This window comes from Labilithrix luteola (assembly GCF_001263205.1).
GTDB lineage: Bacteria > Myxococcota_A > Polyangia > Polyangiales > Polyangiaceae > Labilithrix > Labilithrix luteola.
Genome location: NZ_CP012333.1, coordinates 10,505,968 through 10,522,648, shown reverse-complemented (window position 1 = coordinate 10,522,648; position 16,681 = coordinate 10,505,968). Strand labels below are relative to the sequence as shown.

The following is a 16,681-nucleotide window of genomic DNA, read 5'->3' as shown; positions in this document are numbered from 1 at the left end:
GAAAGGCTCAGCGGGCGGGCGGCGACTCGTGGTTCTCGGGAGACGCGAGCTCCAGCGAGCTTTCGACACGGCGCGCAAACGCCCCTCTCGGGTGCTGAGCGAGAAACTGATCACCGAGGCGACGCGCTTCGTCTCTACGTCCGCTTCGCGCGAGCGCCTCGATGCGAAGGACGGAGGCCTCGATCGCCAGCGTGCCTGCGGGAAACTCGGCGTCGTACGAATCGAGCAGCGCGAGCGTGCGTGAGACATCCCCCGCAGCGAGTGCCGAGCGGGCGGCCGTCACGCGTGCCACTTCGCGACCGAGTGAAGATCCGCGCGCGTCCTCCGGGGCCTGCGCGACCGGCGCCGCCGGTGTGAGACGTGCGGTGGGCCTCGCCCGATTCTCGGGTCGTGTATCCGCGCGTTCATGCGTCACGGGCGGCGCCGACACGGCAAGTGGCGAGACTGGCGCGGATCGAGCAGGCTCCGCGGGCGGATGACCGACGCTCTCCGTGGAGGCAGGTGAGGTCGTGCCTTCGACATTCGCGATGGCGGCGACCGTGTCCGCCTCCGGCGTGTGGCTCGGATTTCGGTCCCGCAATCCGACCGAAACCACGGCCGCGGTCGCACCAATCGCCAGCGCGAGGCCGACGACCTGAGCATACCGGCCACCGAAAACAGCCTGGGGCGATGAACCTTGCTTCGTTCCTGCATCTGCCGGCGCCAGATCGAACGTCGCCAGCAATCGGTCGCGCGCGCCGGCAGAAGGCACGTCGTCGAACGCGGAGTCGAGAATCTCGTTGGTCAGCGGATCGCCGTCACCGATGTCGGGCGACCCAATGTCGAATTTGGCCACGTTCAGACTCCTTGCCTTCGTGCACGAATCCGAGCGATGCCGCTCTCGAGCGCTTCGCGTGCGGCCTTCAATCGCGATGCCACCGTCGTGATTGGGATCTGCAAGGTCGTCGCGATATCCGCGAGCGAGTGCTCCTCGAAGACAGCGAGGACGAAGACGGCACGCCGTTCATCCGACATGCCGGCGAGAATTTCGTCGAGTGCCTGCCGTGCAACGGCACGATCGAGCCGGGCTTCGACGGTCGGGAGGACGAAGGGGACACGCGGGTCGTCCTCCCCGGGGACTTCGGAGACTTCACGAAGCTTCGCGCGGGCGCGACGGGCACTGGAGGCAACACGCATGGCGATCCCGAAGAGGAACTGGCGCTCTTTCCCTGCCTCGACCCGATCGAGCTTGCGCGAGAGCACGATGAACGTCTGCTGCGTGGCGTCGTCCGTCTCCGGCGGCGGGACGCCAAGCCGCCTCACCGAACGCCAGACGAAGTCGTAATGTTCGAGGATGATCGCGCGCAGACGCTCGTTCGCGGCACGATCCCTCGTGGGCACGTCAGCGATAGCCTGCGGGGAAGGTACGGCGACCACGACCAGATCCTTTACCGATGGAATGGCGACCTCCGAGCCCCGCTAGACCAAAAACGTCATCGCGCCCTCCACTTTGTCCGTGGAGAGCTGGTCGGCTTCCACGGGGGGGCGCCGGCGTCTCACGGCAAATGCGCGACGATTCCCACGGCCATGAACGGCGAGAGGGCGGGAGCGCGGTAGGCGACGGGCTCTGCGTACGGCTCGAAATAGAGCTCCTTTCGCAGGAGAGGCGCGCGGACCCCCGACGTCAGCTCGATCGAGAATTGGCGGACCGGTTGCCATGCCACGCGTACCGACCCTCCGAGCGTGAGCCAGAGATACGAGAATTGACGCGCATCGAGGGGCGGAAGAAGGCTCGCCTCCAAACGGCCGAGCTCGACGTTCACGCACGGACCGACGCGTAGTGCTCCTTGCCGGAGGAGAGTGGCGCACCCCGCGAACGTGACTTCGCTCCACCGAATGTCGAGACCGCCCCGAGGCGACGACACGTGCTCTCGCGTACTTCGCGCGAGCCCCACGCGAAGCGTTGGATCGAGGCCAAAGGGGACGGAAATCTGCGCGAACCACGTCGACAAAAGGACGAGACCTCGGTTGCCGTTGACCTCGGGCCCGGCTCCGAAGCCCACCTCGATCCGCTTGGCCATCGACGGCGAGGCCACGGGCCCAACGACTCGCGCAACGCGTTCCGCCGGTGGCGGCACCGTCGGAGGACGTGGAGCTTCGGTCGTTGGCTCTGCACCGGGCGGTTCGGATGGCCCGCGCGCGTCGAGCGGGTGAGCCTCTCGCTCCTCGCCGATGGCGATGGCCGCCATCACACTCAGTGCAGCATAGACATCCTCGCAGGAGGTCGACGAAGCGCTCCGCTCGACGCTCACGCCGGCCGAGGTGATCCTGACGCTGCCAAGGTTGAGCCCATTTTTCCGCTCGACCCGAAAGACGAGGTCGATGGCTGGCTCTTCGGATTGCGCCTCTACCTCGTGGATGCGTCCGAGGTGAGTGGCCAAACGCTCTCGCAAGCTCGGTGTCTTCGGGCACCCCTCGGGGGCCGACTCGGAGAGCCGAAGCGCTACCGCGGATGGCTCCGCCGCCGCGGCTCTCACCCCCGACACCAGCGTCAGGGCGATCGATGTGACCAGCGCCCGCCGCTGGCTCGCCATCGTCTTTCGTCTACTCCAGCCCACGCCTGTCTCGAAGAAGAGCACGGAGAGACGCCGGACGCAGCGTTTCGCGAACCTACGATTCAGCCGACGGCGCGGCAATAACGGCGGAGCTCGTGCGAGGCGGCCATCGAGGGCGCGCCTCCGTGCCGCATGCCATCAGTTTCGATGATGGCATATCCAGGAATGCGGCTAACCAAACGAATGGATCGGCGCGATGCTCTCGACCATGGATCTCGTCGCATCACGGTCAGGGGTGGCTCGATGGCTCGTTCCGATCGGCGCGCTCGCTGCGCTCTTGCCGTGGGTTTCGCCGGTCGTGGCGCTCCTCGGAGGCATTGCGGTCGCGCTGAGCGTCGACAACCCGTGGCCGAGCCGCACGCGCGCGCTCGCGCAGCGGACGCTTGCCTGGTCGGTCATCGGACTCGGGGCCGGCATGAACCTGGCCGTCGTGGGACGAGTCGGAATCCAAGGGCTCGGCTATACGGCCATCGGCATCGGCAGCGCGCTTCTCTTGGGAACCCTTCTCGGTCGTCGGCTCGGTGTGTCGCGCGACTCGTCGTTGCTCGTGACCGTGGGCACGGCCATCTGCGGGGGCAGCGCCATCGCCGCCGTGGCCCCGGCGATCCGCGCGAAAGAAGACGACGTGTCGATCGCCCTCGTCACGGTGTTCGTCCTGAACGCCGTGGCGCTCGTCGTGTTTCCGTTCGTCGGGCATCGCTTCCATCTCGGGCAGGACGCGTTCGGCCTCTGGTGTGCGCTCGCGATCCACGACACGAGCTCGGTCGTCGGGGCGGCCTCGCAGTACGGTGAGCGGGCCCTCGAAGTGGCAACCGCCGCGAAGCTGGCGCGCGCCCTCTGGATCGTACCGGTCTCCTTCGGGGTGGCCATGTTGCGTGCCCGAACGGTCGCCGACCCGGCGTCGGGCGCTCGTCCCTCGCCGAAACGTCCGTGGTTCATCGCCGGCTTTCTCGCCTCCGCCGCGCTCGTCACGTTCGTGCCCGCCCTTGCGCCGGCCGGTCGCATGGTGGCGTTCGCCGCGCATCGCCTGCTGGCCGCCACGCTGTTTCTCGTCGGCCTTGGCCTCACGCGGCCCGCGCTTCGACGGCTCGGCGTCCGCCCGCTGCTCCAGGGCGTTGCGCTCTGGCTGACGCTCGCGACGGCAACCCTCGCTGCGATCGTCATGGGGCTCGTCCCGACCTGATGGTCGCGTCGTGCTCGCAAAGCTGGCCTCCGAGGGCGGTCTGGGATAGGGCTTGGGGAGCGTGACGACGCAATGCGTCAGCTGCTGCCAGCAGGGAATTTTGCGCCTTGCAGACGTGCAGTCGCTGGAGACGCGTGCCGTTCGCGCAGGGGATGACCATGGAAACCACGACTCTCTCGACGTCGCGTCAATTTGCTGTTCCCTCGGCGCCTCTGGCCTTGCGGCCTGCGGCGCGTGGTCTGGATGCGGGCCTGCCGGGGGCGGTCCCGCCGTTCGCGCTCGCCGTTCGAGCGCTGGGTGACGCCTCGGCGCTCTCGCTCGATGCGGTCCGCGCGACGCTCCACACCTATCGACTCGCCCTCGCCACCACCCGCGACGTGACCACGGCGCTCGTCGGCAGCATGCTGCCGGGGCCAGCATCGCCTCCGGTTGCCCCGCGCGTCATCGAGCCTATCGAGATCGTGCTCGCGCCGACGGTCGTCACCGCCTCGACGTCGAGCGCCGCGGGAGCCGCGGGAGCTGCAGGACTAGGCGTTCTCGCGGCGATCGAGGGCGAATTCGTGCCTGCCAGAACGGACGAGGCGCCTTCTTTGGGGGCTCCCCGCCCGTCTCGCCGCAAGCGCCGCTGACGCGCCGCGGCCGGGCCCGGGAGACGACCGCGGCCGAGGGAGCGTTCGCCCGTTCTTTTCGGCCCCGCGTCCCCGTGGTAAGCGGCACGGTGAAATGTTCGACGCGATCGCCAAAGGCTTCCGCCAGGCAAAGAACCGGCTTGCCGGTCTGACCGAGCTTACCGAGCAGAACATCGAGACGGCTCTGCGCGAAGTACGCCTGAGCCTTCTCGAGGCCGATGTCGAGCTCGGCGTCGTCAAGGTCTTCCTCGCCCGCGTGAAGGAGAAGGCCCTCGGTGAGGTCGTCCGCGTCCGCGCCAAGGGGCAGGGCGGCGAGACGATGAAGGTCTCGGCGGCCGACCAGTTCGTCAAGATCTGCCACGACGAGATCATCGAGTTCATGACCGGCGAGGGCCCGGCGCTCACCTTCGCCGAGAAGGGGATCACCGGCATCATGATGGTCGGTCTCCAAGGCTCCGGTAAGACCACGAGCTCTGCGAAGCTCGCGCGCTACCTGCAGAAGGACGGCAAGAAGCCCCTTCTCGTCGCCGCCGACATGCAACGTCCGGCCGCCGTCGAGCAGCTCCAAGTGCTCGGCAAGAGCGTCGACATCCCGGTCTTCAACATCCCGGGCGAGTCGCCGGTCGCGATCTGCGAGAAGGCCGAGGCGGAAGCCAAGCGCCTCGGTCGCGACGTCATCATCTACGACACCGCCGGTCGTCTCGCGATCGACGAAGCCCTCATGCAGGAGCTCGCCGACATCAAGACGAAGGTCGAGCCGGAGAACATCCTGCTCGTCGTCGATGCGATGATCGGTCAGGACGCGGTCAAGGTCTCGAAGGGCTTCCACGACCGCCTGAGCCTCACGGGCGTGGTCCTCACCAAGCTCGACGGCGACGCGCGCGGCGGCGCTGCGATGAGCGTGAAGGAAGTCACGGGCGCGGCGGTTCGCTTTGCCGGTATCGGCGAAGGCACCGACAAGTTCGAGGAGTTCCGTCCCGAAGGCATGGCGAGCCGCGTGCTCGGCATGGGCGACGTCGTCGGCCTGATGAAGGACTTCGAAGACGTCGTCGACCAGGAGAAGGCCGCCGCCGACGCGATGAAGATGCTCCAGGGCGACTTCACCCTGGACGACTTCCTCGCGCAGATCCGCATGATCCAGAAGATGGGCAGCCTCAAGGACATCATGGGGAAGCTCCCCGGGATGGACCAGCTGCCGGCCGACGTGAACCTCGACGACCGCGAGCTCGTGAAGATCGAGGCGATGATCTCGAGCTTCACGTCCTTCGAGCGCCGCGATCCGTACGCGCTCATTCGCGAGCCGTCGCGCGTCGCCCGCATCGCCAGGGGCTCGGGCACGCCGGAGCAGGCGGTCAGCGAGCTCGTCCAGCGCTTCCTCTTCATGAAGCAGATGATGGGCAACATGGGCGGCATGGGCGGCTTGCTCGGGAACATCCCCGGCATGCGCCAGCTCGGCGCCATGAAGAACATGAAGAAGGCCGTGCAGCAGATGGGCGCCGGCGGCTTCCCTGGTATGGGCGGCTTCCCTGGGATGCCCGGCATGGGTGGCTTCCCCGGCATGGGCGGCTTCCCCGGAATGCCCGGTATGGGCGGCTTCCCCGGACTCGGCGGTGGCAACCCGGCCGACAGCATGACGAAGATGAAGCCGCTCTCGGCGTCCGAGAAGAACGCCAAGAAGGCGCAGCGCAAGCGCGAGAAAGACGCGCGCAAGAAGAATCGCAAGTAAGCGTTCGCTCACGTCCGATCTTGCCCGTACGCCTCTCAGGAGAAGAGATGACCTTGCTTCGAAGCTTTTCGCGAATTGCTTTCGTTGTCGGCCTCGGGACCTCGTTCGTCGTCGCCGGAGGCTGCGTCGGCGGGAAAAAGCAGATCAGCGCCGAGGAGCGCGAGCGCCTCAAGCCGTACATCCTCGACGCGGTCCCGGCCGATGCGAAGAAGACCGACGTGAACTTCGAAAACCGAGTTCACCTCGTCGGCTACAAGGTGGAGCCCGCGATGGCGCCGCCGAAGACGCCGGTGAAGATCACCTATTACTGGCGTTGCGACGAGCCGCTCGACGACGGTTGGCAGCTCTTCACGCACGTCCAGCACGAGGGCTTCGAGAAGCCGGAGAACCTCGACACGAACGGTCCGCTCCGCGAGCTCTCGGGCAACCGTCAGATCCTCGGCCCCGATCGCTGGGAGCGCGGGAAGATCTACGCTGACGAGCAGTCCTTCACGATGCCGGAGACGCTGCGCGGCCCCGAAAGCACCATCTTCGTAGGCATCTGGAAGGGTGACGCACGCCTTCGCGTGCTCAGCGGCCCGACCGACGGCGACAACCGCGCCATCGTCACCAAGATCAAGACGGGCGTGCCCGCGGCCAAGAAGGAAGACGGCAAGCGTGGCGCGAACGACATCCCGACGATGCAGGTCGGCAAGCTCGCGGCTGGCGAGAAGATCGTGATCGATGGCAAGGGCGACGACAAGGCATGGGGGGCGGCTGCAAGCACCGGCCCTTTTGTCGATGTGGGGACGGGGCAGTCCGCTGCCTCGTACCCGGTGACCGGCTCGGCGAAGGTGCTCTGGGATGACGAGCACATGTATGTGCTCATCGAAGTGAAGGATCCCGACGTCGTCGGCTACTTCACCGACAAGGGCTCGCAGCCGAAGGATTGGACGGCGACGGGCCTCCCCATGACCTGGACCAAGGACACCGCGGAGATCATGATCGATCCCGACGGTGATGGGGACAACAAGGACTATTACGAGCTGCAGATCAACCCGCAGAACAAGATGTTCCACTCGCAATTCGACGCCTACAACGCGCCGAAGACCGAGCCTCAAGGGCCGTTCGGTCACGAGGACTGGGATCCGCAGCTCAAGAGCGCTGTCGTCGTGCACGGCACGATCGACAACAAAGCCGACAAGGACGACGGCTACACCGTGGAGGCCGCGATTCCCTGGAAGGCCTTCGAGAAGGGCGCCAAGAACCATCCGCCGAAGCCTGGCGACGAATGGCGCATGAACTTCTACGCCATGAAGAGCAATGGCGGCACGGCGTGGTCCCCGATCCTCGGCCAGGGCAACTTCCATAAGTCGTCGCGCTTCGGTCGTGTCCGCTGGGTGACGCCGGAGTGGCTCGCTTCACAAGCCGCCGACGCCGGCGCAGCGGTCGAGCCCGTGGCGGTGAAAGTCGACGGCGGGGCGGTGCATGCGGTCGACGCTGGTGCGCTCATGCGTCGCCTGGGCCGTCCGGTGCCGAGCGGCGCCGGCCACTGACCCGAGAGCGACCTGAGAGCAGGTGAAGACGTTCCGGGAACGTCGGACGCGTCATGAAAGCGCGTCGACGTTCCCGCGTTTTTTGTAGTGCCGTGAGCGTGTGACGTAACCTTCGTCCCATGCGGTTTGGTCTCGGGAAGGTCCCGTTCGAGAGTGGCGGCGCACGCAGAGTGCTCGCATGCGCGTCTTGGTTGTTGGTCGTGGCCGCGCCGCTCGTTGCCGAGGCCGCTCCGCCGAACGGGAACGCCAAGCCGCCGACGGGAGCCCGTTCGAGCACCCAGTTCACACTGCGACGCGAGGAGGCTGGCGGTCCCAACGCGCGGACCGCTCGTCAGCGTATGAGGGCAGGGGACTGCGCCGGCGCGATTCCCGCCTTCGATGAAGCCATCCGCGTCACCATCGAGCCCACGCTCCGCCGTGACCGAGGTCTCTGCCACGAGAAGCTCGACGAGCCCTATCCGGCCATCGACGACTACCGCGCGTACTTGATGGCGCGCCCTGACGCGCCCGACGCCGACCAGATTCGCGATCGCCTCGGTCGCCTCGAGGAGCAGGTTGGGGTCGGCGGTCGGTCGAAGACGAAGCACGAAGACGAGGAGCCGTCGTCGGTCCAGGCGTCGGGCGAGGCGAGCTTTTCGATGAACGGAAGCTCCGCGAGCCCGAGCGCCTCTGCCGGATCGAAGAAGACGGAGCAGTCCGAGGTGCTCGGACCCAGGGCGGGCGAGCAGGAGAAGAGCTACGACTACTACCGCAAGCAGGAAGACGCCGAGGAGTCGGCGGCGAACTCTTCGCTGCGGTACGGCGACGGCTTCATTCTCGGCGCGTACTTGATGATGCCGCGCTACTTCTTCAACAAGAACGGCGCGAGCGATCTCGCCTACGGCGTCGGTCTCTCGCTTCGCTATTCGACCGGGCCCACCGTGACCCTCATCGCGGACGTCGGTTACGGCGGCATCGGTGACGTCGGTTCGGACGGCGCGCTCGGTGGTCCGACGGTCTTCCTCGGCGCCGAAGCACGATTGCCCTTCACGAAGTACGCGAGCGACCAGATCGTGCTCGGCGGCGGCGGCGACTTCGAGCGTCTCGTCGTCTCGCGCTCCAAGGTGGGCGGCAACCTGTGGGGCCTGCGCCTGCGCGGCGGCTATCGCCACGTGTTCGGCCCGCAGTTCGCCATCGAGGCGATGGTCGACGGCGGCTACGGGAGCTTCGTCCTCCAGGACGGCTCCCAAGGCATGGGCTCGCTCGGCGGCTACTTCGGCGTGCTCGTCGGCTTCTGAGCGAACGAGCGACGCCTCACGTTCAGTTGGGCGGCGAGGCGGGGCGCTCGTCGTCCATCGCGTGCGTGTGGCCCGCGCCGCTCCCCACGAGCGGGGCGTACCCTTCGCGCTTGTAATAGTAGTAGTGGTGGTAGTTGTACTCGTGGCGGTTGAGATTGACCGCGTTGAGTACGGCGCCCGCGATCGGCGCGTCGACGTCGCGCAGCGCGCGCAGGCCCTGGCGGCAGAGCGCCTGGCTGGTCCTGAATGCGCGGATGACGAAGATGACGCCGTCGGTGAGGGTGGAGACGATCGCCGAGTCGGTGACGGCGACGATCGGCGGGCTGTCGAGCACGATCCTGTCGAAGTGCTGCGAGAGATCGTCGAGCAGCTTGCGGAACTTCTCCGACGCCACGACGTCGGCGGAGTTCGGCGGGATCGGGCCGCACGGCAGGCAGTAGAGGTTCGGGACGATCGTGGGCTTGGCAGCCTCGGCGATCGTCGACTCACCCATGATGACGTTCATCACGCCGACGTCACCGGCGCGATCGAAGATGCGGTGCAGGCGCGGGCGGCGCAGGTCGCAATCCACGATGCATACGCGCTGTCCGCCCTGGGCGAGTGAGACCGCCACGCTGACGGCAACGGTCGTCTTGCCTTCCGAAGGCGCCGCGCTGGTGACCAAGATCCGGCGGTACGGCCGGTCTGGGTTCATGAACATCAGGTTCGTGCGCAGCGTGCGTGCGGCCTCGGCGGCTCCGGAGGTGGGGCGCTCGTGCACGAGGAGCTCGGGGGCGAGCTTCGTCTCGAGGCGGCGCGGGCGTCGACGCTTGCCGTTGGGCGGGCCGTCGTTCTCGTCTTCGGCGATCTCCGGCAGGAGCCCGAGGAACGTGACGCCGAGCTTCTCTTCGACGTCTTGCGGTGTCTTGAGGGAGTTGTCGAGTTGCTCGCGAAGCAGAGCGAGCGCCATGCCGAGCACGAGGCCGGCGAGTACGGCGACGCCCACGTTGACGGCGACGCGCGGAGCGATGGGAGTCTTCGGCTCGACCGGGATGTCCACCAACCGGATGTTGTTGGTGTTCATCATGCGGCGCAGGTCGGCTTCCTTCAGCTGCTCGAGAAGGACGCTGTAGAGCTTCTCGCTCTGCGCACGCACGCGATCGAGGCGATGGAACTCGAGCTCCTTCAGATTCAGTTCGACGGCCTTCTTGCGCGCACCCTCGAGGAGGGTGGCTTCGCCCGACTCCTGGCGCTGGATGATCGCGAGGTCGCGGGCGATGGCGCCCTGGATGTTGCGGACCTCGGCGAGCAGGCTGTTTTTCGCGAGGGCGATCTTCTCGTCGGCCTTCTTGACCGCCGGATGGTTCTCGCCTTTTCCTTCGGCGACGAGCTCGGCGCGCTCGCGCACGGCGTTCTGGTACTGCGTGCGGAGGCCGCCCAAGAAGGCGTTGTTGAGGAGCTCGGAGGCGGGAACCTGGTCCGGATTGTCCGCGGTGATCTTGGCGAGCTCCGCGTGACGCGCCGCGAGCTCGCCATGACGCATGCGCGTGCGCGTGAGAGCGGAGTCGTACTCCTGCATCTCCATGCGGATCATCTTGGAGAGATCTTCAAGCGTGCTCGACGGCAGGTCGTTCTGCTTCTTGAACTCGTGGAGCGAGTACTCCGTCTGTTCGAGCTCCTGCTTCGAGTGATCGAGCTGCCCCGAGAGCCACGTGACCGTGTCGCTCGTGGCATTGAGCATCTTGTCCAGGTTCTGCTGGATGTACGCGCGCGCTACGGCCTCGGCGAGGCGCCGTGCCTGGGCGGGGTGCGAGTCCTGGACCTTGAGATAGACGAGGCGGCTGCCCTTGACCGGGTCGACGGTGAGGCGACCGCGGAGCATCTGGACGGCATCGTCCATGGGGACGGGCTGCGTCGGCTTGTAGCCGAGGAAGTCGACGTCGTTCTGGAGCGAGAGATCGCGGATCACGTTCGACAGAACGCGATCGCTCGTCATCAGCTTGTACTGGGTCTCGTAGTACTGCTGCGTGTCCCAGATGGCGCTCCAGCCGATCATCGGGTCGGCCTTGTTGCCGAGAGGCTTGATGACGTCCGGGTCGAACTCGATGAGGGCGCCCGCTTCGTAAACCTTCGGGAGCGACTTCGAGTACGCGAGCGAGATCGCCCCACACAGGACTACGAGCGCGACGATGAGCGCCCAGTGCTTGCGCAGCGAACGAAGAAACCAGAGCAGACCAGAGAGTGCGCTCGACTCGTCGCTGTCGCCACGCCCGCCTGAGCCGGGGCTCGCAGGGTGCCCTGCGTTATCAGGTTGCTCCACCAGTGCTTTTTCCTTCGCGAGCTCCCCCGTGGAGGAGAGCCTGATTTGCCAGTTGGTTGCGTCGAAGGCAAGCAGTGTTCGCCGCAATGTGCGGTGATGTCCCACCTTTTTTCATGGCGGCGGCGCGCGGCCCGAGAGCTTGTCTCCGCCGAGTGGATGGTCGGCCACCAACCCGTGTGATCGGCGGGGGGCTCCTCGCGATGCGCGTTCTTGCGCGCGGGGCTGACGTTCGTGGCGGACGCCACGCTTCGCGCGGCAGGAGGATTTGCTAAGTAGGCGGGCCATGAGCGTCCGTCGGCATCTCGGCAGTCCGAGTCGCGTTTCGAGTGTGGCATTGAGCGTCCTCGCGCTCGGCATCGGCTCTTCCGCGTGTGGCCGAGGAAGTGGGCCGGAAGGCGAAGCCAAGGTCCCCGTGGCGGCGGCTTCGGGCTCGGCCGCGCCGCCCGCCACCGCGCCGACGACGGCTCCTGTGCTGCCTCGGTTCGCCAACCCGGGCGGCATGTGGATGCCGGGCCAGATGCCCGCGCACGCGGCCAAGCTTCGCGAGCTCGGCCTTGGCATCGACCCGGCCGCGCTCGCGGATCCGACTTCGGGTGTTCTCTCGGCCATCGTGAGTCTGGGCGGCTGTTCGGCGTCGTTCGTCTCGAAAGACGGGCTCATCGCGACGAACCACCACTGCGCGACAGGAGCGCTCCAGCACAACAGCACGCCCTCGCAGAACCTCTTGAAGGACGGCTTCCTCGCCAAGACGCGCGGCGAAGAGAAGAACAACGGCCCGCAGGCACGCGTGTTCGTGACGCAGGCCGTGACCGACGTGACCGCGAAGGTGACGGACGGCCTCGCGAAGATCACGGACGACAAGGCGCGCGAGAAGGCCATCGAGAAGCGGCAGAAGGAGATCGTCGCCTCGTGCGAGAAGGATCGCCCGAGCATCCGCTGCAGCGTGGCGAGCTTCTACGAGGGCGCGAACTACTTCCTCTCGGAGCAGCTCGAGATTCGCGACGTGCGCCTCGTGTGGGCGCCGCCCTCGGGCGTCGGCAACTACGGCGGCGAGATCGACAACTGGCGCTGGCCGCGTCACACGGGCGACGTCTCGTTCTTCCGCGCGTACGTGGGCAAGGACGGCAAGCCCGCCGACTACTCGCCGGAGAACGTTCCCTACCATCCTTCGCATTTCGTCCCCGTCGCCAAGGAGCCGCTGCACGAAGGCGATCTCGTCTTCGTCGCCGGGTATCCGGGGCGCACGTCGTCGCTCAAGACGCGCACCGAGGTCAGCGAGGCCGTCTCGTGGGGATATCCGCGCCGGCAGAAGCTCTTCGAGGACTACCTCGCGCGCCTCGCCGACGTGACGAAGGACGACAAGGAAGCGCAGATTCGCGCGACGTCGTACGTGCGCCGCTTCGGCAACGCCCTCACCAACACGAAGGGCCAGCTCGAAGGTCTGGTGAAGGGCGGCCTTGCGGAGCAGAAGGAGAAGGCCGAGCGCGATCTGCGCGCGTTCATCGAGGCCGAGCCGGCGCGCAAGGCGACGTACGGCACCGTGCTCGACGACATCTCCAAGGAGGTCGAGCGCAACGCCGCGCACCGTGAAGCCGACACCGAGCTGCGCGACGAGCTCCATTTCGCGAAACTGATGGGAGCCGCGAGCACCATCGTCCGGATGGCCGAGGAGCGCACCAAGCCCGACGCCGAGCGTGATCCCGAGTACCAGACGCGCAACTGGCCGCGGCAGCAGCAGGGCCTCGCGTCGCTCGCCACGAGCTACCATCCCAAGGTCGATCAGGCGGTGCTCGGTCTCGCGCTCGAGCGCATCGCGAAGGCGCCCGAGAAAGAGCGCACCGCGGCGTTCGGCATCATCATGGGCGCAGCTGCGAAGGACGCGTCGCCGGAGGCGATCAAGAAGGCCGTCGCCGCGCTCTACGCGAAGACGACGCTCGGTGACGACAAGGTCCGCGCCGGTCTCTTCGAGAAGGCGACCACCGCCGATTTGAAGAAGAGCACCGATCCGCTCATCCAGCTCGCGCTCAAGCTGCGCCCGCTCCTCAAGGAGGCGGAGGACCGTCAGGATCGCCTCGTGGGGCGGATGGCGGTGCTGAAGCCGAAGTACATCGAAGCGATGCGCGCGTTCCGTAAGGAGGCGTTCGCGCCGGACGCCAACGGCACGCTTCGCATCACGTACGGCACGGTTCGCGGCTACCGCCCGAGCGCCGAGGCGCCGCTCTACGAGCCGTTCACCAAGCTCTCGCAAGTCGTGGCGAAGAACCAGGGCAAGGAGCCCTTCGACGTGCCTTCGTCGCTGCTCGCGGCCCAGCGGGCGAGCAAGTTCGGTCCGTACGTCGATGCGAAGCTCGGCGAGGTGCCGGTCGACTTCCTCGCCGATCTGCACATTACCGGCGGCAACTCCGGTTCGGCGACGCTCAATGCCAAGGGCGAGCTCGTGGGACTCGTCTTCGACGGAAACTACGAGGCCATGGCCTCGGACTGGGTGTTTACGCCGTCGCTCACGCGCAGCATCCACGTCGACATTCGTTACGTGCTCTGGCTGCTCGACGCGGCCTTTGGCGGCGACCAGCTCCTCGAGGAGCTCGGCGTCACGCCGAAGATCGACTGAGGCGGTTCATCCGAGCGGCTCGCGCTCTACGGCGCGCGAGCCGACAGCCTGGAGATTTCCCTCCGGGACGCCGGCGTAGATGAACGTCTTCTGGGCTTCGGTGGTCAGATTCAGGGTGCTCACCGGGTCGAAGCAGATCTCCGCCGACGCGAAGTCGTTTCTCGTGAGGCGGTCGCCGAGCTCGACCAGCAACGCATGCGCGTCCCACGCCGCGGCCTTGGCGGTCTGCTCGGGATCTCTCGGCTCCATCAGGCAGTCGCTGAAGCGCCAGTAGAGCATGAGCGCGGTACCTCGATCGCATGCTGGATGACGCACGAGCGCGAGGCACGGCAAGAATCCGTCGTTGACGTTGTAGTGCAGGAGCCACTGGTGGAGTTGCTCGGCCGTCGCGAGCTCCGCGACAGCTTCCGCCATCTTCGAGCCGCGGAGCTCCAGTACGCGCTTGACCTGAAGCCGCTCGTCGTCCGTCATCGCATTCGAGCTTACGCGCCGGCATTACGCTCGTCGCGCGCGTTACGATCTTGTCATGCGCTGGAGACGCAGTTTGCGACTCATCGCCCGTAGAGCCCCGTGAGGCGGCCTTCGGCGAGGATGTGCCCGCGAAGCGCGCGTTCCAGTTCGGCGGGCGAGATGCCCGGGTCCACGTCGGGGCGGATGTCGAGCGCGTAGACGTGGAATCGGTAGTGGTGAGGTTTGCCGGGCGGGGGCTTGGGCCCGCCGTATCCCGGCCTGCCGAAGCTGTTGGCGCCCTGGCGAAGGTCGGCTTGGTCGGCGAGGTGAGGCAAGGCTTCCTGGAGCTCACGCTCGTCGGCCTTGATGTTCCACGCGGTCCAATGCACGAACGTGCCCGACGGCGCATCGGGATCGTCGCAGACGATGGCGAAGCTCTGCGTGTCGTCGGGCGGCTCGCTCCACTTGAGCGGCGGCGACACGTTCTCGCCGTCAGCCGTGTACCGCTTCGGAATCGTCTTCCCTTCGCCGAAGGCCGTGCTCGACACCTCGAGCTTCTTCGTTGCCATGGTACACCTCCGCCCGCCAACGCGGTGCAAGCCGGGCGCCATGTCAGTCGTCGAAGAGCTTCAGCTGCTTCGATTTCTGGCGGACGTCCGGCTTACGTCCCGACTTGCGGCCGCCTTTCTTCGCCGGTGCCTTGGCCTTGGGCGCCTCCGCCTCTTCGCGGTGACCGCTGGCGAGCTGGGATTCGAAGAGGCCTCGGACCGTCTCGAGCGTGTCGGCGTCTTCCGGGCGCTTGTCGTTGCGGATGTGCGCGATGCGCGGAAAGCGCAGCGCGAAGCCGCTCGAATGTCGATTCGATCGCTGGAGACCGTCGAACGCGACCTCGAGCACGATCTCCGGTCGAACGGGCAGGTAGCCGTGGCGCTCGGGGGCGAGGGCAAGGCTCTCGAGACGCGACGTCATCGTGTCGATCTCGAGGTCGGTGAGGCCGCTGTAGGCCTTGCCGATGACCAAGAGCTCACCTTCGTCACCGCGAACGGCGAACGTGTAATCGCTGAGGACGCCGGCGCGCTTTCCGTGTCCGCGTTCGGCCGCGACCACGACGACGTCGAGCGTGGCGAAGGCTCGCTTCACCTTCAGCCAGGCGAACCCTCGAACGCCTGCCTCGTATGTCGAGTCGAGTCGCTTCAGAACCAGCCCTTCGGAGCCGCGAGCACGCGCCGCGTCGAACTCCGCATCGAGCGCGCCTTCGCCACCGAGCGCGCGCGAGGCGTGGAGCACGATGGCCGGCGGAGCCTTCGCCGTCCACCCTTCGAGTCGAGCGCGCCGCTCGGTGAAGGGCAGGGCGAGGAGGGATTCGCCTTCCTCGAGCAAGAGGTCGTACACGAGACAGCGCACGGGCACGCTTCGCAGCAGCTCCTCGTCGGGGTCGACCTTGTTGAGACGGCCTTGGAGCGCGGAGAAGGGACGGACCTTGCCGTCATCGGCGACGACCACGATTTCACCGTCGAGGATCGCGGGCGGAAGACCGGCCGCGGCGGCTTCGCTCAGGGGACGGGCGATATCGGGAAAGGCTTTCGTCACGGCGCCCTTGCCGCGCGCAAAGACGTGAACGCCCTCCGTCGAGACGTGGATCTGGGCGCGAATCCCGTCGATCTTGTCTTCGACGGCATGCGGAATCGTGAGGTCCGCGCCTCGTGCCGTCTCGAGTGGCGTTGCCAGCATGAAGCCCACGGGGCGACCGACGGTGATCTTCGCGTCGTCGAGGCGATCGTCGTGGGCAAGCTCCGCGAGAAGGCCGACGTCGCTCACGAGGGCGGCCGCTCGGCGAACGGCTGCTGCGGGCCGATCGAACGCTTTGGCGACGGCGGTCTCGACGATTCCTTCGGCCGCGCCGACGCGCATTTCGCCGAGGATCGCGCGTGCCAGGTAGCGCGCCTCGAGCGCCGATGCCGAGGCGAATGCATCACTCAGCGCCTTCAGCTTCTCGGCTCGCACGCCCGTGCTCGCCAGCGTCTCGACGAGCGCGGCGACCTCGTCGAGGCCGAGGCCGATGCCCCCTGGGCGCTCGGCAAGTGCTTCACCGATGGCGGTGCCGATGTCACCGCTGCGCCGCGCCTTCGTCCCGAGCTCCTCGGGGGCCATGCCCGTGGCGATGCAGGCGGCCTCGAACACGAGGGCTCCGCCGGCGCCGAGCGTTCGCTCGTCTCCCGTGGGAAGCAGGTTGCCCGTCATCAGCCGCGCGGCGAGCGGCAGAGCGGCAGCATCGCGCGCGGCGACCTCGCGGAGGCCTCGGGCGAGTGCCTCGATCTTCGCGTTACGAGCGCGCGTTCTCTCGGCTTCGAAGAGGGCTTCGGCGAGCGCCCGCACG

The 16,681-nt window shown here is 67.1% G+C and carries 13 protein-coding genes; 6 read left to right on the top strand and 7 right to left on the bottom strand.

Features of this window, described 5'->3' with window-relative positions; translation table 11 throughout:
- Positions 1-7: 7 nt before the first annotated feature.
- The 3 genes from AKJ09_RS45395 to AKJ09_RS45385 all read right to left on the bottom strand — a co-directional run bounded on the left by AKJ09_RS45395 (position 8) and on the right by AKJ09_RS45385 (position 2,573).
- Positions 8-835, bottom strand: a complete 828-nt coding sequence (locus tag AKJ09_RS45395; protein ID WP_146654096.1) for an outer membrane protein assembly factor BamD — start codon at positions 833-835, stop codon at positions 8-10.
- Positions 836-837: 2 nt separating this feature from the next.
- Positions 838-1,416: an RNA polymerase sigma factor gene (locus AKJ09_RS45390; protein WP_169928421.1), complete on the bottom strand. Its 579-nt coding sequence runs from the start codon at positions 1,414-1,416 to the stop codon at positions 838-840.
- Between the two features lie 119 nt (positions 1,417-1,535).
- Positions 1,536-2,573 (bottom strand): hypothetical protein, encoded by a 1,038-nt coding sequence (locus AKJ09_RS45385; RefSeq protein WP_146654094.1) that lies wholly within the window; start codon positions 2,571-2,573, stop codon positions 1,536-1,538.
- A 217-nt stretch (positions 2,574-2,790) separates the two neighbouring features.
- Here AKJ09_RS45385 and AKJ09_RS45380 point away from each other — a divergent pair, with 217 nt between their 5' ends.
- The 5 genes from AKJ09_RS45380 (at position 2,791) to AKJ09_RS54565 (ending at position 8,944) form a co-directional block, all read left to right on the top strand.
- The gene (locus AKJ09_RS45380; protein WP_146654093.1) at positions 2,791-3,777 is read left to right on the top strand and encodes a YeiH family protein; all 987 of its coding nucleotides are present in this window, start codon (positions 2,791-2,793) and stop codon (positions 3,775-3,777) included.
- 158 nt (positions 3,778-3,935) lie between these two features.
- Positions 3,936-4,406 carry a hypothetical protein gene (locus tag AKJ09_RS45375; protein ID WP_146654092.1) on the top strand — a complete coding sequence of 157 codons (471 nt, stop codon included), beginning with the start codon at positions 3,936-3,938 and terminating at the stop codon, positions 4,404-4,406.
- A 94-nt stretch (positions 4,407-4,500) separates the two neighbouring features.
- Positions 4,501-6,132 (top strand): signal recognition particle protein, encoded by a 1,632-nt coding sequence (gene ffh / locus AKJ09_RS45370; RefSeq protein ID WP_146654091.1) that lies wholly within the window; start codon positions 4,501-4,503, stop codon positions 6,130-6,132.
- Between the two features lie 47 nt (positions 6,133-6,179).
- Positions 6,180-7,667: a carbohydrate-binding family 9-like protein gene (locus tag AKJ09_RS45365; RefSeq protein WP_146654090.1), complete on the top strand. Its 1,488-nt coding sequence runs from the start codon at positions 6,180-6,182 to the stop codon at positions 7,665-7,667.
- Positions 7,668-7,786: 119 nt separating this feature from the next.
- Entirely contained in the window at positions 7,787-8,944 is a 1,158-nt protein-coding gene (locus AKJ09_RS54565; protein WP_205633968.1) for a tetratricopeptide repeat protein, read from the top strand.
- 22 nt (positions 8,945-8,966) lie between these two features.
- Here AKJ09_RS54565 and AKJ09_RS45355 read toward each other — a convergent pair whose 3' ends face one another.
- The gene (locus AKJ09_RS45355; protein WP_169928419.1) at positions 8,967-11,243 is read right to left on the bottom strand and encodes a GumC family protein; all 2,277 of its coding nucleotides are present in this window, start codon (positions 11,241-11,243) and stop codon (positions 8,967-8,969) included.
- Positions 11,244-11,526: 283 nt separating this feature from the next.
- Here AKJ09_RS45355 and AKJ09_RS45350 point away from each other — a divergent pair, with 283 nt between their 5' ends.
- Positions 11,527-13,854 (top strand): S46 family peptidase, encoded by a 2,328-nt coding sequence (locus AKJ09_RS45350; RefSeq protein ID WP_146654088.1) that lies wholly within the window; start codon positions 11,527-11,529, stop codon positions 13,852-13,854.
- A gap of 6 nt (positions 13,855-13,860) precedes the next feature.
- On the opposite strand, the gene AKJ09_RS45345 is transcribed toward AKJ09_RS45350, so the two are convergent.
- The 3 genes from AKJ09_RS45345 to AKJ09_RS45335 all read right to left on the bottom strand — a co-directional run bounded on the left by AKJ09_RS45345 (position 13,861) and on the right by AKJ09_RS45335 (position 16,680).
- Positions 13,861-14,325, bottom strand: coding sequence for a DUF4274 domain-containing protein (locus AKJ09_RS45345; protein WP_146654087.1), 465 nt, complete (start codon positions 14,323-14,325; stop codon positions 13,861-13,863).
- 80 nt (positions 14,326-14,405) lie between these two features.
- Positions 14,406-14,873: a YbhB/YbcL family Raf kinase inhibitor-like protein gene (locus AKJ09_RS45340; protein ID WP_146654086.1), complete on the bottom strand. Its 468-nt coding sequence runs from the start codon at positions 14,871-14,873 to the stop codon at positions 14,406-14,408.
- Between the two features lie 43 nt (positions 14,874-14,916).
- Positions 14,917-16,680 (bottom strand): ATP-dependent DNA ligase, encoded by a 1,764-nt coding sequence (locus AKJ09_RS45335; RefSeq protein ID WP_146654085.1) that lies wholly within the window; start codon positions 16,678-16,680, stop codon positions 14,917-14,919.
- Position 16,681: the final 1 nt, after the last annotated feature.

What these genes read in the sequence shown, in the direction of transcription:
- AKJ09_RS45385 (WP_146654094.1), bottom strand. Translation starts at nt 2,573, where the DNA reads ATGGCGAGCCAGCGGCGGGCGCTGGTCACATCGATCGCCCTGACGCTG.
- AKJ09_RS45365 (WP_146654090.1), top strand. Translation starts at nt 6,180, where the DNA reads ATGACCTTGCTTCGAAGCTTTTCGCGAATTGCTTTCGTTGTCGGCCTC.
- AKJ09_RS45350 (WP_146654088.1), top strand. Translation starts at nt 11,527, where the DNA reads ATGAGCGTCCGTCGGCATCTCGGCAGTCCGAGTCGCGTTTCGAGTGTG.
- AKJ09_RS45340 (WP_146654086.1), bottom strand. Translation starts at nt 14,873, where the DNA reads ATGGCAACGAAGAAGCTCGAGGTGTCGAGCACGGCCTTCGGCGAAGGG.
- AKJ09_RS45345 (WP_146654087.1), bottom strand. Translation starts at nt 14,325, where the DNA reads ATGACGGACGACGAGCGGCTTCAGGTCAAGCGCGTACTGGAGCTCCGC.
- AKJ09_RS54565 (WP_205633968.1), top strand. Translation starts at nt 7,787, where the DNA reads ATGCGGTTTGGTCTCGGGAAGGTCCCGTTCGAGAGTGGCGGCGCACGC.
- AKJ09_RS45380 (WP_146654093.1), top strand. Translation starts at nt 2,791, where the DNA reads ATGCTCTCGACCATGGATCTCGTCGCATCACGGTCAGGGGTGGCTCGA.
- AKJ09_RS45375 (WP_146654092.1), top strand. Translation starts at nt 3,936, where the DNA reads ATGGAAACCACGACTCTCTCGACGTCGCGTCAATTTGCTGTTCCCTCG.
- ffh (WP_146654091.1), top strand. Translation starts at nt 4,501, where the DNA reads ATGTTCGACGCGATCGCCAAAGGCTTCCGCCAGGCAAAGAACCGGCTT.